The sequence below is a fragment of the Paenibacillus sp. FSL R7-0302 genome, assembly GCF_038006885.1.
Classification (GTDB): domain Bacteria; phylum Bacillota; class Bacilli; order Paenibacillales; family Paenibacillaceae; genus Paenibacillus_AQ.
The window spans coordinates 5888042-5905070 of the sequence record NZ_JBBOWB010000001.1 but is presented as its reverse complement, the minus strand read 5'-3'; the positions used below and the strand labels follow the sequence as shown (position 1 = coordinate 5905070).

12 protein-coding genes are annotated in these 17029 nt (G+C 43.0%); 8 read left to right on the top strand and 4 right to left on the bottom strand.

Annotation, left to right across the window (positions count from 1 at the left end):
- Window positions 1–150 precede the first annotated feature (150 nt).
- Window positions 151–1110 carry a magnesium/cobalt transporter CorA gene (corA, locus tag MKY96_RS25425; RefSeq protein WP_340944342.1) on the top strand — a complete coding sequence of 320 codons (960 nt, stop codon included), beginning with the start codon at window positions 151–153 and terminating at the stop codon, window positions 1108–1110.
- Window positions 1111–1136: 26 nt separating this feature from the next.
- Here corA and MKY96_RS25420 read toward each other — a convergent pair whose 3' ends face one another.
- Window positions 1137–1685: a tyrosine protein kinase gene (locus tag MKY96_RS25420; protein WP_340944339.1), complete on the bottom strand. Its 549-nt coding sequence runs from the start codon at window positions 1683–1685 to the stop codon at window positions 1137–1139.
- A gap of 374 nt (window positions 1686–2059) precedes the next feature.
- Between MKY96_RS25420 and MKY96_RS25415 the strand changes: the two genes are divergently transcribed.
- From MKY96_RS25415 to MKY96_RS25385, 7 genes are all read left to right on the top strand, one after another.
- Complete coding sequence (locus tag MKY96_RS25415; RefSeq protein ID WP_019913624.1) at window positions 2060–2350, top strand: YerC/YecD family TrpR-related protein; 291 nt, start codon at window positions 2060–2062, stop codon at window positions 2348–2350.
- A 3-nt stretch (window positions 2351–2353) separates the two neighbouring features.
- Window positions 2354–3124 (top strand): sirohydrochlorin chelatase, encoded by a 771-nt coding sequence (locus MKY96_RS25410; protein ID WP_340944337.1) that lies wholly within the window; start codon window positions 2354–2356, stop codon window positions 3122–3124.
- Between the two features lie 104 nt (window positions 3125–3228).
- The gene (locus MKY96_RS25405; protein WP_340944336.1) at window positions 3229–4119 is read left to right on the top strand and encodes a diacylglycerol kinase; all 891 of its coding nucleotides are present in this window, start codon (window positions 3229–3231) and stop codon (window positions 4117–4119) included.
- A 34-nt stretch (window positions 4120–4153) separates the two neighbouring features.
- Window positions 4154–5644 (top strand): 23S rRNA (uracil(1939)-C(5))-methyltransferase RlmD, encoded by a 1491-nt coding sequence (rlmD, locus tag MKY96_RS25400; protein ID WP_340944335.1) that lies wholly within the window; start codon window positions 4154–4156, stop codon window positions 5642–5644.
- A gap of 838 nt (window positions 5645–6482) precedes the next feature.
- Window positions 6483–8501, top strand: a complete 2019-nt coding sequence (locus MKY96_RS25395) for a hypothetical protein (protein ID WP_340944334.1) — start codon at window positions 6483–6485, stop codon at window positions 8499–8501.
- Window positions 8502–8910: 409 nt separating this feature from the next.
- Window positions 8911–10794, top strand: a complete 1884-nt coding sequence (locus tag MKY96_RS25390; RefSeq protein ID WP_340944332.1) for an RNA-directed DNA polymerase — start codon at window positions 8911–8913, stop codon at window positions 10792–10794.
- 511 nt (window positions 10795–11305) lie between these two features.
- On the top strand, window positions 11306–13075 hold the full coding sequence (locus MKY96_RS25385; protein WP_340944331.1) for an HNH endonuclease: 1770 nt from the start codon (window positions 11306–11308) through the stop codon (window positions 13073–13075).
- Between the two features lie 639 nt (window positions 13076–13714).
- Here MKY96_RS25385 and MKY96_RS25380 read toward each other — a convergent pair.
- The 3 genes from MKY96_RS25380 to MKY96_RS25370 form a co-directional block, all read right to left on the bottom strand.
- Window positions 13715–14890 (bottom strand): site-specific integrase, encoded by a 1176-nt coding sequence (locus MKY96_RS25380; protein WP_340944330.1) that lies wholly within the window; start codon window positions 14888–14890, stop codon window positions 13715–13717.
- A gap of 91 nt (window positions 14891–14981) precedes the next feature.
- A complete protein-coding gene (locus MKY96_RS25375) occupies window positions 14982–15911 on the bottom strand; it encodes a tyrosine-type recombinase/integrase (protein WP_340944329.1) in 930 nt (309 codons plus the stop codon).
- A gap of 17 nt (window positions 15912–15928) precedes the next feature.
- Window positions 15929–17029: a tyrosine-type recombinase/integrase gene (locus tag MKY96_RS25370; RefSeq protein WP_340944326.1), complete on the bottom strand. Its 1101-nt coding sequence runs from the start codon at window positions 17027–17029 to the stop codon at window positions 15929–15931.

The following is a 17029-nucleotide window of genomic DNA, read 5'->3' as shown; positions in this document are numbered from 1 at the left end:
CTATAAAGACAAGACCAAGAAACCTCCGGAGCCGCTGGTCAGCGGGCTGGCGGTTATTTTTTTGCGTAGACATGCTGTACAATGGGAGGAAGCAACTAGAACAGCGCGGCTCTGCTGCGGATTGCCTACATAGGGCGGAGGACTTATATTATGATACGAACACTTGCCGTAACGCATACAGGCGAGATACTGACCGATCTGCTGCTTCAGGATATTGTCCTGGATGATTATGCCTGGATCTGGGCGGATTTCGCTATGCCGACGGATGATGAAACCTTGTCGCTGGACACCTATTTTCATTTTCACCCGCTGGCGATAGAAGACTGTATGCATGTCTTGCAGCGGCCGAAGCTGGATTATTACGAGGATGTGCAGTTCTTCGTGCTGCATTCGCTGAATGAGCGGACATTGGAGGCCGAAGAGATCGACCTGTTCCTCAGCCCGAAATTTCTCGTCTCCTACCATCATCAGGACAAGCCGGAGATGGAGGAGGCGTGGCAGATGGTCAAAGCTGAGATTCATAGCCGCAAGGGCTGGTCGGGCGGGCCGATGGCCGCTGCTTACACAGTGATGGATAAGCTGGTGGACAGATATTTCCCGTCCCTGTATACGCTGGAGGATGAACTCGCGGATCTGGAGAGCCAGGGCGGCAACGAATCGGTGGAAGAGCTGATGAGCCAGGTCTTCAATGTGCGCGGAAGGCTGCTGAAGCTGAGGCGGACGATTGTGCCGATGCGTGATCTGATGTACCGGATCGTCAATTCACAGCATGTGCAGAGTAACGGCGAGGAGCGGGTCTACTTCGGCGATATCTACGATCATCTGCTGAAGCTGACCGACATGATTGAAGTTGACCGGGAAATGACCGCCGACCTGCGTGACAGCTATATCTCGCTCAACTCCAACCGGATGAACTCCATCATGAAGACACTCACGGTGATTACCACGGTATTCATGCCGCTGACGCTGATCGCCGGAATCTATGGAATGAACTTCAGGGTGATGCCGGAACTGGAATGGAAGTACAGCTATTTCGCAGTGCTGCTGCTTATGCTAGTGCTGGGGATCGGGATGTTCGGCTGGTTCCGGCGGAGCGGCTGGTTTAAGTAGAAGAAAAGCGCGTTAAACGCCACCGCTTAGGAGCGGCGGCGCTTAACGGAGGAGGGCCCACCGGATTTACGCTTCTTGGAGGTGGTATTGCGGCGCTTCGTGACGGGGCGTCTTTTTTTGCGCCGTTTGGGGCTATAAAGGGCTGCATCCTCTTCGGCGGCGAGCTCTCCCGCTCCGCTTCCCTTGCCTTTGCCGAACCCGCCCATCACAAGCTTCACCATCGGAGCCATCTGTGAGAAGCCCTGCATCACCTTCTGCACCTTGCCCATGGTATTGACGATTCCGTCAATTCCGCCCATCCGGTCAACGATGCCCTTGATCTGTTCCATATTCGCCAGACTTCCAAGATTGCCAAGTCCGCCCAGCAGGCCTCCGGCCTTCGCGGTAGAGGCTTCTGCAGCAGGGAGTGCGAGTGCCGTATCGGTGACTTCGGCGCTGTAAGCAGGCAGCAGCTCAGGTTCTCCGGGAAGCGGGGCAGGTGTATAAGCAGATAGTCCCGGGTAAGGTGACGGATTGTAAGGTTCAGCCAGTGAACGGCCTTGCTGGCGGGAATGATTATAGTAATGCTGAGGCATAGGATCACATTCCTTCGTTAGTGGTTTGCTATACTGTATGTCATGGGCGAACAGACGGTATAGACGAATGCCCGGGTAACCGGGATACCAGCGGAAAAGGGCGGATGCCTATAGTGCGGCAGGCGGAAGTGAAGAAACCGTGTCTGTGCTTGATTTTGCACGGTTTTGTAGTACTATGAGTAAGGCGGTCTAACCTGGGAGCCGGAAGTAGTGACGGGTTAACCCTGATTATGGTGTGCGCCTGGAGTGGACGTTTGTCCGTCGATTTCACTCTTTACAGCGTGAAACCGTTAATGCTTGAAAAATGTGCTCCAGTACAATATAGTAGAGGCAAGATAGTCACATTAAGTTAATGTTTAGGGGATGATAGGGCGATGCAGCTAAAGAAGCTAAACGATAAAAGTATCGATCAATTATTTGAGGCTATTTTAACATTGAAAAATATGGAAGAATGCTATGTATTCTTTGACGACCTGTGCACCGTGAACGAAATTCAATCGCTCTCACAGCGCCTTGAGGTGGCCCGGATGCTGGGCAAGGGGTCTACATATAATCAGATTGAAGCCGAGACGGGGGCCAGTACGGCAACAATCTCGCGCGTGAAGCGCTGCCTGAACTACGGCAATGACGGTTATAAGCTTACGCTGGAACGTCTGGGCCGATAATTTATGGTTCCGGGTGTATTGTTAATCAGTCACGGCTCCCGTGATCAGGCCTGGGTGTCGATGGTAGATGAGGCAGTGAGCCATCTCACGCTCAGGGAGGAGCTGCCGGTGGCAGTGGCTTTCCTTGAGCTGGTAGAAGGACGATTGATACAAGATGGAATTGATAAGCTGGAACATGCAGGGGTCACAGATATTATTGTGATCCCCTTGTTTGTGTCTTCCGGCAGCACGCATGTCGATGAGATAGAATATGCGCTGGGTGCGAAGCCGGTTCCTGAACGGGAGACCGATCTTGAGCCGTTCAGAGTTGCTGCGAAGATTCATTACGGCTATCCGGTCGATGACGATCCCGATATTGCACAGATGCTGTGGGATAAGCTCCGGGGACTGTCGAAGCATCCCGGCAGAGAGATGGTGCTGCTGGTCGGACACGGCAGCAGGCATGAGGGCTTCCGGCAGCGCTGGGAGCAGGGCATCTCTTCACTTGCCGCGCGGGTACGGGAGATAAGCGGGCTGGCCGCGGCTGATTACGGGCTGTTGAACCCGGATAGTGTAAGAAGCCGGGTGGTGCATTGGCAGGAGCAGGGCTATGATGTGCTGGTGGCTCCGCTCTTTTTGAGTGAGGGGTACTTCACCAAGGTGGTTATTCCGCAGCGGCTGGAGGGGCTGAATTATGCTTACTCCGGCCAGACGCTGCTGCCGCATCCGCTGCTGCCGCGCTGGATTCAGCGGCAGGTGGAAGCAGCGCTCCAGCGCCTGGAGGGTCAGCGTTAAATCGTAAGCGGGTAATGTAGCTGGCCCCTGACATTGCTTGTGGGGTACAGAATTGGGTATAATCAGTAAAGTTATCCATTATATAAACAGGTGGCGTTCCGGTAATGAAAACTGCGAGATTGATTTATAATCCCACTTCTGGTCGGGAAGAAATGAAAAGACGACTCGCCGATATTCTAGACCGGCTGGATATGGGCGGTATCGAAGCTACCTGCCATGCAACAACGGGAGAGGGCGATGCTACTGCGGCTGCAGCCCAGGCTGTGGAACGCGGTACTTATGATCTGATCATAGCTGCCGGAGGCGACGGTACGCTCAATGAAGTGATTAACGGGATGGCGGAGAAGCCGAACCTTCCCCCGCTCGGCATCTTGCCGCTGGGCACGACGAATGATTTCGCGCGGGCCATGGGCATTCCGAAGAATTGGGAGGAAGCCTGCGACCTGATTCTGCGCCAGGAAGCGCGCCTGATCGATCTCGGCAAAGCCAATGACCGTTACTTCATTAATATAGCAGGCGGCGGACAGCTGACGGAGCTGACCTATGAGGTCCCCAGCAAGCTGAAGACCATGATGGGCCAGCTTGCCTATTACCTGAAGGGGATCGAGAAGATGGCCAGCCTTGCTCCGCAAGAGCTGTACATCCGCGCGAACGGCCAGGAAATGATCCATGACGAGTTCATGCTCTTCCTGATCGCCAACACGAATTCGGTCGGCGGCTTCGAGAAGCTGGCTCCGGGTGCGCGCATCGATGACGGCCTGCTCGATGTTATTGCCGTTAAGAAATGCAATCTGGCCGAGTTCATCCGGCTGGTGCGTCTAACCATTCGGGGCGAGCACCTGAATGACAAGAAGGTTGTCTATTTCCGCACCGATGCCATGGAGGTTACCTCTCCAGGCTACGTTCAGCTGAACCTGGACGGTGAGCTGGGCGGCACCCTGCCGGGCAACTTCAGCATTTTGCCGCAGCATCTGCAGATTTTTGCGCAGAATTAATCGTGAAGAACATGAAAGAAGTGAACCTATACACATGAATAAACAACGCAGCAGGCGCAGCGCAAGCCGCCGGGAACAAGGGGCGGCCCCTGTCGCCGGACTGCCGGTAAATAAGAATGATGAGGTCCTGCTCGATATTATCGGCATGACCCATGAAGGTGAAGGGGTAGGCCGCGTAGAGGGCTTTACCCTATTTGTGCAGGGCGCTCTTCCCGGTGAGAGAGTCCGGGCCAGAGTGCTCAAGACCAAGAAACAGTACGGCTACGCCAAGCTGCTGGAGCTGGTGCAGGCCAGCCCCGACCGCATCGCGCCGCCCTGCCCGATCTATGATCAGTGTGGCGGCTGCCAGCTGCAGCATATGGACTATACCGCGCAGCTCGTGTGGAAGCGCCAGCTGGTGGTGGATAACCTCCAGCGGATCGGGAAGCTGGAGGTGGCCGGTGCGGCGGGGGCTGATGCGGCAAGTGCATCAGGGGCTCAAGGCGAAGGCATCCGCGTGCTGCCTACCCTTGGCATGGACGAGCCATGGCGTTACCGTAACAAGGCCCAGGTGCCTATCGGGGTGACCGAAGGCGGTCTGGTCGGCGGCTTCTATGCACGGGGCAGTCACCGGATCATCGACATGGAGACCTGCCTGATCCAGCATGAGGACAACGACAAGGTCGTTGCTGCTGTCAAAAGCCTCGGCCGTGAGCTGGGCATCACCGCCTATGACGAAGAGACCGGCCGCGGACTGCTCCGCCACGTTGTGGTGAAGAAGGCGTTCCGCACCGGCCAGATGATGCTGGTGCTGGTCACGAACGGCCGGGATATCCCGCACCTGGATGCTTGGCTCGGCAGTATCCGCGAGCAGCTTCCGGCAGTGGTCAGCATCTGCCAGAACATCAACACCCAGCGCACCAATGTCATCTTCGGCAACGATACCCGCGTATTGTGGGGCAGCGAGGTCATTTACGACTACATTGGCGAGGTGCAGTTCGCCATCTCGGCACGGTCCTTCTACCAGGTGAACCCGGTGCAGACCGAGCTGCTCTACGGCAGAACGCTGGAGTATGCTGCGCTAACCGGCAAAGAGACTGTGATCGATGCCTACTGCGGCATCGGCACCATCTCCCTATTCCTGGCCCAGCATGCGGATCAGGTGTATGGTGTAGAAATCGTGCCCGAAGCCATCGAGGACGCCCGCGCCAACGCGAAGCTGAACGGAATGAACAACGTGAAGTTCGAAGTCGGCGCTTCGGAGGATGTCATCCCGGCCTGGAAAGAGCAGGGCATCACCCCGGACGTCATTGTCGTCGATCCCCCGCGCAAGGGCTGCGACCCGCGCCTGCTGGAGACCATCCTGCTGATGCAGCCGGAGCGTGTCGTGTATGTGTCATGCAACCCATCCACCCTGGCCCGCGATTTGCGGGTGCTGGAGGATGGGGGCTACCGGACGGTGGAGGTTACGCCGGTGGATATGTTCCCGCATACGGTGCATGTGGAGAGTGTGGCGGTGTTGATGAAGAGTGGGACAGTGGGTTAAAATCCTTTTATTTACTTGGATTTTCAATATGGTACAGATTAAAAATGTTCGTGGTACAGATGGCGAATAACAGACTTGATGTAAATTTGATGTAAAACTTCACCAGGCTTCAGCCTAAATGAACAGAAGACACCTAGGAATTGATGTGATCCCTGTCAGGTAGCGAAACAAAATTTAAGCAGCCTGAGTGCGGTATTCATAGTGACTCAGGCTGCTTAGTTTCATTTGGAAACGTATATAGTTGTAACGGATGTATAGATAATAAAAGTATTGAAATGGGATCCAAAGTAAAAAAGTACGAATAGCGTGTCCTATTTTATTCTTTGCCCCCTTCCCTAAGCACAAGAAATAGCCCGCTGGATGACAGTGTCTTTGCCATCCAGCGGGCTATTAATGTTAGGAACTCTTAGTGACCGGGGGGCTTTGACCTCTAATTCCTTCGTTACACCTGTCCAAGGAGGGACTGGTCTTACTGTTAGGGAGGATAGTGAAGATTAATTAAGGGGAACAGTATCATAAGTAGAGCCAAATTGTGTGAGGTTACGGAGTCAAACTATTCTCTGGTCATTCTAATTAAATTACAAAATTATTAAGAAAGTAGCCCTTTTTCGTCAGTTTTTAATAGAGGTAAAATGTTTTTCTTAAGCTAATGAATTCACGTATTATTTCGAGAAAATCATGGCGTATAATCTTTATTTATGGAAAAATGGCATATAGTAGTGATAGTGTATCTAATAGAATCAATATTGTTGAGAATCCCATACCTTTAGCTTTCTGTCTACCAAACAAGCGAAGAAGTCTGGGATGTTATTGATGTGTGTGTTAAAGGAGGATGAAAATGAAGGATTATGAAATATTAGCGTACAAGAAAGCTCGTTTCGATGGTGAATTTATTCCCAGAGATGAGGAGTACCCAAATAGATATTTGTATAAAGATAATGGGTTTGGATATTCTTCTATTATTTTGTATGATGAGGATATACGTGATCGATACATTGATTATTACCACAAAAATTTTGGTTTTGTTTGGGACGGGGTTTACTTGATGTATATGGGTCAAGTTAATCAACAAAGATACCCCAACTTCACAGGTACCCTGATAGTTATTTCTCTTTCACACGACGAAAATTGTCCTGAGGAAGTTTATTACACTGAAATTGAGCGTTATGATGGTGAGTGGAAACATGGAGTTCTCATGAAAGGTACGTACAGTTCATCTTGTGGACCATATCAAGTGAATACTGCATATATAAATAGTCCACAATATGAATTTTTTATTAATGGAATTATGTATGCGCTTGACAATCCAGGAAAGCGTTCAGTTAGCTTGCAAGTTCACTATACAGGCCCTTTTAATAAAGGTCGGTTATTTCATGGGAATGATGGGGAACTTAAGTTAGCTTATCAAGAAGATTATATTAGGAGAAATTACTCCGAATTTGGAGAAATTGTATTTAAAGGAAAATTTGAAGACGGTTCCATTACCTATGGTAACTATGAGGGGCCGTATATTGGATACAGTGATTTATCTAGTAAATATGCGAAGTACCGAGGTACATTCCTTCATGGGATTCCTCACGGGAACGGTAAGGTCCAATATAACTTAGGTGGCGGGCACTATAGTCATGAACGAATGGAATGTGAGTATTCTGGTGAATTTTTAAAGGGCCTGCCGTTCGGATTAAAAGGTATAGATAAAATATTTGATAAGGATTTTAATGTATATATTTATCTAAAAGGTTGTGCTTACGTAATAAAAAGAACCGATGAAAGACCTTACTTAGAAGACGTTAAGGAAATTTGTTTTAAGGGTAACGATATTTTTGGTTTCAATCCTGAAATAGTAAGTTCCAATAAGGTTACTTTTGAAGGATCTCTAAATCATCGTACGCCTACGGACGTTATTTATATACCTGAAGATTTGCATAGAATTTTCGGTCAAGGAAACTTATATGTTCTTACAAAAGGGTTAGCTGATAGAATATACAAAAATTACGATGATGAAATAAACCTTAATGGAACCTATCGATACGACTCAGGTAAAATAATTTTAGATGGCATATTTATATGTCTCGATGAAAGTAACCAGAAAGTTTTTTATGAGAAGTGGAGATGTGGTTTCCTAATTGAGTCTTCTGCCGCTCCGTTTGATAACGTTGAACTTGATATTACAAAAATAGGTAATATACTAGCAGATGAACTTCTTGATGGTAGTAAGGATTCTTTTAAACGCATGCTTTCTACAATATTGGCGAGTAAAATAATCGATGGTAAAATGTTTGTGATGTACATAATAATCGGTGTGCTTTCAACTCTAGTGAAAACAGGCAAAAACATTCTATTAAATAATTATGTTATAGGTAATAAAGAAGGATTGGCCCGTGCTGTTTTAGCTGGTATTCATTCACTTAAAGGTGAGATGAAAGAAATGGACATAGAGTTAACACGTAACCAAGAAGAAACATTACGAACAACTGATTGGCATTACATAACGGGAAGGAGACTTAATGATTTTCTCGAAAGACAGGATAGAGAAATAATAAAGAGCCGACTTGAATATACGAAAAAATTATTTGAAAGAACAGATCAATATTTTCGTGATATATTAGCACTTATGGATGGAGAAGGTTATAAGGCAGTTTCTTCTCTGGGTATGAGTGTCGATAATTTAGCTCGTGATTATAGTAAGGTGATCGAACTATTCGATGAGTTAGAAGAGTTAGATATAAATGAAATTCAAGATAAGGATGTAGCGCTACTGGACACTAAGATAGATATATTTAAAGATACTTATTTCGGGTTATTTCAAATCATTGAAGAAGCATTACAAAAAGTATATAGCATTTTAACAAAATAGCTTTCATTAAAGTTAATTATTGATTATTGATTCTTATAGAATATGAAAGGCTAAATAATCAAATTCTCTCATATTGGCGAATTACTAAATAATTCTAAGTGACGCTCTTTAGGCTAAAGGATAACGCCCTCCTCATACTTTCTCAGCATCACGCATCGGCGTATTGTGGATTTAATCAATCATGGTTCGCCACTTCAAACACAAACAGCAGTCCCGACCGTGAAGGACACCCAATCAGGGTGTCCTTCATTTGGCCCTACTTATGATACGGTGAAAAGTTAACATCAGTATTATAAGGTACTAAGGTATTTAAGTTACTCTTAAAGAAAATTTATGTGTTAGATTGAATTCTGAATGATAAAATATCTCACAAATAAGTTAGACCATAAATATAATAGGACGTGAGAATATGTCAGCTGTAACTGGAATAGCAGAAAAAATAATTTCACAAGGGTATTTCCCTAAAGAAATGCCAAAAGAATTTACTTCACTTGATATTGGTAAACATGTTAATACGTTTGACTTATCAAAAGAAAAACTCACAAAAAAGGGACTTAATAAATGGAGTAAATTAATAGATATTTCATACCCTAAAACTGATAATTTTCGAAGAGTAATCTCAGTACCACATCCCCTACATTATATATTATTAGCTAGACTGCTGGAAGAAAATTGGGATAAATTAAGTGATCATTTTAATAAATCACATTATTCACTGACTACTCCCAGAGTGAATGACAGTGAGCCTATAAAACCAAAATTTAAGATGGAAGAAAAAATTAATAGAAGGATAACTAATCTTGTAACAAGAAAATACATTTTGAAGGCTGATATTACAAGATACTACCCTAGCATTTATACTCATTCAATTCCGTGGGCACTACATACTAAAGAAGTGGCTAAATCAAATACAAAAGATGAAAATTTAATTGGCAACAAAATAGATACATTAGTTAGGAATATGCAGGATGGACAAACTATTGGCATACCTATTGGTCCAGTTAGCTCTTTGATAATTCAAGAGATAATTGGTACCGCAATTGATGATGAATTTAAGAGGGAAATCGGTGACAGTTTAAGAGGTTTTAGATATACAGATGATATGGAATACTATTTTAGTTCTTCTGAAGAAGCAGAGAAAGCACTTAATGTGTTACATAAAGTTTTAAAAAGGTATGAATTAGATTTAAATGTAGAGAAGACAGCAATTATAAAAATTCCCCAGGGGTTAGAACCAGAATGGCTATATTATTTTAGAAAATTTAAATTTAGATATATAAGAGATAGCAAGCAAATTGCTATAGCTATGCAAAGAGATGATTTGAAAGAGTATTTCGGTAAAGCATTTAAGTTTAAAATTGAAACTAATGAAAAGGGTATATTAAATTATGCAATAAAAAATCTCAGGAAAATTGTAATAAGTAAAGATAATTGGGAGCTATTCGAATCCCTAGTTTTGCAATCGATTCTGGTAGATTCATCAATTATTCCAACTGTTTTTGAAATTATTGAAGGTTATAAATATAGAGGATATCCTATAGATATAGTTAAGCTTACAGATTTTATAAATGTGCTTATTAAGGATAATATAGAACTAAAAAATGAGTTTGAGGTGTCATGGGCTCTTAGCTTCGCTAGCAAACTTAATTTACGTATTATTGAAGATGTAAGCAATCTTTTGTTGAATAATGATAATGCATTAATAAATACTCTCGTTATGATTTTAAATGCTAAAGGGCTTTTAGACGGGGTTTTAGATTTTTCTTTCTATGAGAGCCTATTAACTCAGGAGAGTCTTTATGAGAGTAGCTGGCTCTTTACATATGAGTGTTGCAACCAAGGTTGGCTGGGTAAAGATAAGAATACAGTTTTTATAAAAAATGATAAATTTTTTGAGCAACTCATACAGAATGATGTTTCTTTCGTTAACCCAAATTATTCAATAGTGTTGGAGTATCTTAAGAAATCCATGATTACATTATGCATGGAACATTATAAATCAAAAGATAAACCTTTATCTGCAAATGAGGTTTTATTGGAAGTTATCAGGGAGTACGCATTCTCATTTGACAACGAATTATTCCAAGAAATATTGCATCTCTTAGAGATAAAAATAAATGAAATGGAAGAAGAGACAGAAGAGGATCAAGAATCGGAAGAAGAGACAGAAGAGGATCAAGAATCGGAAGAAGAGACAGAAGAAGATCAAGAATCGGAAGAAGAGACAGAAGAAGATCAAGAATTGGAAGAAGAGACAGAAGAAGATCAAGAATCGGAAGAAGAGACAGAATAAGATCAAGAATCGGAAGAAGAGACAGAAGAAGATCAAGAATCGGAAGAAGAGACAGAAGAAGATCAAGATTCGGAAGAAGAGACAGAAGAGAATCAAGAATCGGAAGAAGAGACAGAAGAGAATCAAGAATCGGAAGAAGAGACAGAAGAAGATCAAGAATCTGAGGAGGAGATAGAAGAGAACTGGATATCAAACTTCCTGACGACAAATATTAATAAGACACTTAGAATAAGATCATTCAGAAGTGAGCGAGATTATTAAAAGAATTATGCACTCTAGGTTTTCAGGTTTTATCCCATTTATGATACGGTGAACCGTATCATAAATAGGTGCAAGTTTTTAAACCGTGAAATAATAATAAAAATATTAAATGCTATCCTAAGCCTCTGCTCGACTAAGGTATGGTTCAATGGATTGAGTTTTATAATGGTACACTTAGCAATAGTAAAGGTACTCGAGCAGGTACCTTCGATTTTGTTCTATAAATGTTTCAACATAAGGAGTGGCCGAAGTGAGTATAAAAGACAAACCCGAAGCTAGATACGGCCTTTGGCAAGCTTATCAAAGGCGGTGTGCAGTTTGTTTAGAAGATTTATTTAATTATTCCGAATTAGAAATTGACCACATTATCCCTGGAAAAACATTTGAAGATAATCAAAAAGCAATAGAAATTATAAAGAAGTTTAACCTGCCCTCCACTTTTGATTTTAATCATTTAGAAAATTTAAGACCCGCTCATCGAAAATGCAACAATGAAAAGCGGGATACGGAATTGCCGGATGAGATTGTCGCGCGTTTATTAAGGCGTGCACAAAATAAAATAAAAGATGTGAGAAAACATATCAGGAAATTTGAAGAAGAAGCCCGATATGCGCTTAGTATAGAAGCCATTCGAAAGCAATTAGCTGAGGGGAAGATTACAGCTGAGGAGTATACGGACCGCATCAATAATTATGTAGCCGATTTTGGTGTAGAGGAAAAAAGCCATACGTTTAATAAAAAATATTTAGAATATAGAAATAAAACAGTTATATTGGAAGGGGTGCTTCCTGCAGTTGGAGAAAACAGAGGCTCGTGTTTATTTACATTTAACAGCTTTTACATCCGGGGAACCAACATTAATTTAGGACATAAAGAAATACTAAGTGAATTATATCCTGGGAATAACACTCCAATAGATTTTGAAATGCGACGGTATGTTGTGGCGAAACTTGATGAAAATAATTATATGGTTCAGTTAGGGAATTCAAGATTTAATCTAAGCTATGAAGAATTGGGCAATCTTTGTGCCGTTATTGATAAATTTATTGTTAAATATATTGAGGCTATCCGCTTGACAGAAGAAATCATGGATTGCAGAGAATTCACTCCTAACCATTATCATCCGGATGAATATCATTTAATTAAGGTCAGTATGGATGTTTGGAGAAAAATCCTTACGTTTTCCAGAGAGTACGATTATGAAAATGGCGATTCCGATTGGCATATCTTTGATGCCACTGGAAATAATATGTTGAAAATTTATATGAAGAAAGCAAGTGAAGACCATAACGAAGGATTAAAATGTATCATTCACAGCTTCATAGAAGATCACTATAGCTGGACGCCTTCAGATAAGGTGTGGTTATTATGGAATAAATCAGGCTTGTCAAAGAAATATGGACCAAGAGACTATTGGACTGTGAGTAATGCCTACGCATGGTTAACGAAAGAATTATTACCCAGAGTAATGCAAGAGCATAACGCTGCACAAACGAAAGGCTTTTTAAAAAAGACACAGTCTAATCATATAGATATTAATGATTATTACAGTGATGGAGAAGTGCGATATCTTAATTTGAATTATGTTATAAACTCATCCCAACTTATAAATTTAGTAAATGAAGTGCAACTATTTTATTTGAAAAATGAATATGTGTGTATGAACAAAAGTGAACTCATCAAGCTTTATAAAGGGACATTAAAAAGCATCAATTCATGCAAAAAGCTGCGATATCATTATATATGTTCAAAACTCGGGATCGATCAAACTGAGAGTAAAGAGGATATTCGAAGCTTCATGAATCATAAAATTGAATACTATACTCATTTAAGCGGAAACAGCGAGGGGTTAGTAAAAATATATTCACATCAAATCGATGATCTTTTCAGAGTTCTATACGTTAATCTGAAAGACATGGAAATTGAATTGGACATAAGAGAGATCAAAGATTATTTAGTTTCAATGGATTGGTTTATACAGGATTTTAATACAACTAGATTAGTAGAATGTTATAAATAAAAAGAAGCAGCAAAGAACAGTCTCAAGTTCTTCGCTGCTTCTTTTTTCGCGCTTTCCCATTACCCCTTGGTCGACGCCCCCTAAAAGGGTATACCACTGGCACTTCTTCAACGCGAATACCTCTTCCGATTCAAGCGGATTCAGCACAACAAACTTCGGACAGCATTTTAAGACTTCCGAGATGGTTCGAGTAGCGGCTGACGGGAGGCTTTGAAGCTGCCAACCTCAGAAGTATCATCCGAGAGCCTTTTGACTGGTTTAGGCAATGCTATTAAAACTTGCCTCTTCAGCTATTACGGAGAACCGTTTCATAACCTATGGCCAACAGAAACTTTAGTTCAATAGGTTCAATGAATCGCTTAACAATAGTGGTTTATTTCTGGTCGAAAATCAACATCAAACGAATGCAGAGCCTTTTGTAAAAGAGATAAAGTCATCTTTGAGTAATACTGTGGCTGGTATCTGTGAATAAATGTAAGGTGATTTGTATTAGCTGATCCAAGGCTGATATCTATATGTGAGGATATGGAGCCGCCTAACAAACTGCTTAAGTCAAAGCTGGGATGTTATGGGGATAAGCATTACTTCATAATCCAGAGAGAAAAGAAGACGCCAGGAAATTTCTATCCGTCTCCTTTACTATCCTTGTGCAGCACCAGATTTAAAAAACGATTCGAATTTATCAGCTGCGGCTTGGTCAGCGGTACGGAGAGCGTGACCATAAATATTCATAGTTGTGGCGATGCTCCCATGTCCAAGTCTCTCTGAGATAATCTTAGCATGAACGCCTTGGTTAATGAGAATCGTGGCTGAGGTATGCCGGAGGTCATGGAATCGAATGTACCGAAAGCCATTTTTCTTAATAAATTGTCGAAACCAAAGGTAGGGACGCTCATGGTGAAAAGGCTGTCCATCGGGATGTGAGAACATAAAAAAACAATCTCCGCTATACCATGAATCGCCAATGTCATTTCGTTCTTGCATTCTGTAAGCGTAGTATTCTTTCAATTCCTTTAACATAGAACTTGGTAACGCTACTTTCCGAATAGATTTTTTTGTCTTGGGAGATTTGACAATGACCTCACCTTTAAGAGCATGAATCAGTGATTGTGACACATCCAAAATACCATTGTTGAAATCAAGATGCTTCCATTCCAGCCCGAGTAATTCGCCCCGCCGCAATCCGGTTGTAAGAGCCAAAGTGATCATAACCCTCCAGTGATACGGCTCACGTTGCAACGCTCGAAGCATTTGTTCAACTTCTGTTTCATTATAGGGGACGATCACTTTTGCATTTACCTTTGGTTTCTGCACATCGATAACCGGGTTTCGCTTAATAATTCTCCATTCCACTGCACGTTTGAGTATGTTTTTTAAGATACGGTGTTGAATTTCGATTGTTCCAGAAGCTAAACCTCCTGCTTTTTTATCTCCACGGCTACCTACCTTTTCGAGTTGATTCAGAAAGTTTACGATCTGAAGTGGTTTAATTTCCTCCAGTCTTAGATGCTGAAAGTACGGAAGAATTCGGGTTTTAAGATTAGAGTCATATGTGTATAACGTCTTGAATCCCAGATGCTTTACGGCATACTTATCTCTCCATTCTTCGACGAACGCCCCAAATGTTAGTTTTTGAGGCGATACATATTCATCCGCCTCCACTTCCATCCGAAATTTAGCATATTCGCTTTCCACTTCTCTTTTTGTTCGGCAATGAACGGTTTTTGTGAAACGAACGTATTTTCCTCTAGCGTCTTTACCAGCATTAACTGTTAAGAACCATGAATTATCACCACGTTTTTGGATATTAGCCAAGTCAAAACACCTTCTACAATGGAGTTTTATATTAGTCATTATGTCCATTCATGAAGAAGTGAGACCTTACCTTAATAGATTAATATTCACCTTAGGTATCCTCAAGAATCTTAGTCAAATCATTTAAAGGTGGTACATATCGCAACGTTGTTCCTACATTTTTATGTCGCAGCTGATGCTGAATATCGATGATGCTCATACCACCTGTCTGCATCAAATATCCTGCTGTTCGTCTAAGATCATGTGGCCGAATATGTCCGCCAAGGCCTGCATCTTGAGCTAATTCAGATAGTATCTGTTTAATCTTATCAACGGTCATGATTTTTCCTTGTTGATGGAATAGGTACTCATCCCCCTGATTAGCATACTCAAGATATTCAGGATGTTGGATGTACCGTTCAAGTTCTGCCGTGAGATCTTTAGGGAGGGCGACAGGTCGTTTCTCGGTTTTTTGTGCATCAAAAACGTGGACGATCCGTGTATCCAAGTGTACCCGTTTCCGCCTTAGAAAGCGGACCTCTGAAAGTCGGAGACCCGTGATCAGCATGAACCAGAGAAACACAAACTCTTGCCGGTAGAATGGGCTTCTATGCAGCGCAGCTTGAAGAAGGGCGAGACACTCTGCTTTTGAGAAAGCTGTGTTTTGAATGGGAGATTCGAACTTTGGTCTAGGATATCCGAGCAGTGGGTTATGTTGAATCAGATCCGCCTCATACAGGAATTCAAAGAAACATCGTAACACGGTAATGGTTGCTGCTAAATTCATATTCGACATATGCTCATGATGTTTTAAGTCCATGAAAAAACGATCAAAGACCTGTCGCTGAATCGGGAGAAATCTGCCGGGGTGTTCACGACTGGCATGAAATCGATCAAAATCAAGTTCTCCTTCAAAACCATTGTGAAATAAGAAAGCTTCGAATTTCTTGAGTACGCTTATATATTTGTGTTTGGTTGAATTTCTTAATGTGAATTGGTTGCTCCAGATCTGGAAGTAGGCAGACTGAAGTAAAAAAGCCATAGGGATTGCCTCCTGATTCAAAAGAGATCGCTTGCTTTAAGCTGAGCGAGGGGATGCTGATCGATTGCTTTAACCAGCATACTATCAAACAATTTTAAATAAACCTCCGTAGAGCTCAGCCACGAATGCCTCATTAGTTCCTTAATCGTGTATAGATTTACACCGGATTCAAGGAGATAGAGAGCAAAGGAATGCCGTAAAGAGTGTACGGAAAGCTGATAAGGTTTTTTGTCGGAGCCGGGTATAGAGGTTGCTTGATCAATCAAGGCAGCAAACATCTTCTGAACCGTACTTTCATGTAAAGGGGATTTTCCACTGTCGTCCGAAAAAATATATCGTTCCAGATAATCTTGCGCGTCTTTCACGCCATGGTAACGAAAGCTCACGTATTTGCTCAGTATTTCAAGGGAGGATTTGGTTATTTTGCTAGGCTGTTTAAATCCCTTTTTTCCTTTTCCACGTACAAGGATCTCTTGCCGAGATGAAACAATATCACCAATCTGTAGATGTAACAATTCGCTCAGCCGAATACCCGAGCCTAAAAAGGTCCATAAAATGGTGAAATTGCGGTGAGCTTCGCGACCGAGTCGAACTAGGCACAGCAGCTCATCCAACTGTTCTTTGGTAAACGCACGTGGCTCACGGTTTTGATCTATTTCCATAGAGAGGGTTCGTTTGAGTTTTCGGATATCCTGCTTGAAAAAATGAGTAAAAACCTCTCCCAGAAAACTTCGTAAAAAAGCAGATTTTTTGCTACGTGTATTCAGTTTTTGAACAGGGGCTAGATAGTCGTTTAAAAAGGCTGCAGATGAAATCTCCTTGATGTTTGGGTTTGCTCCTTTTGAGCGTTCGCAATACCGTAAGAACAAATTCATTTCATAGCGATATGCCTGTTGCGAGGTTTTTGCTAAGCTCTGAAACGCATCGCTCTCGTAATAATGGAGAACCGCAACATCCAGCAGAACCGATTCCTTCATTTTTATCGCATCAGCATGGTTTTGAGGAGACAGGCGCTGCAGCATGCGTTTAAACGCATCTGGTCCGTATTGATCGGCCAGTTGGAGTAGGTTTTCTTCAAAAGCAATATCATTGGCTATCGTATCATCAAATATAGGCAT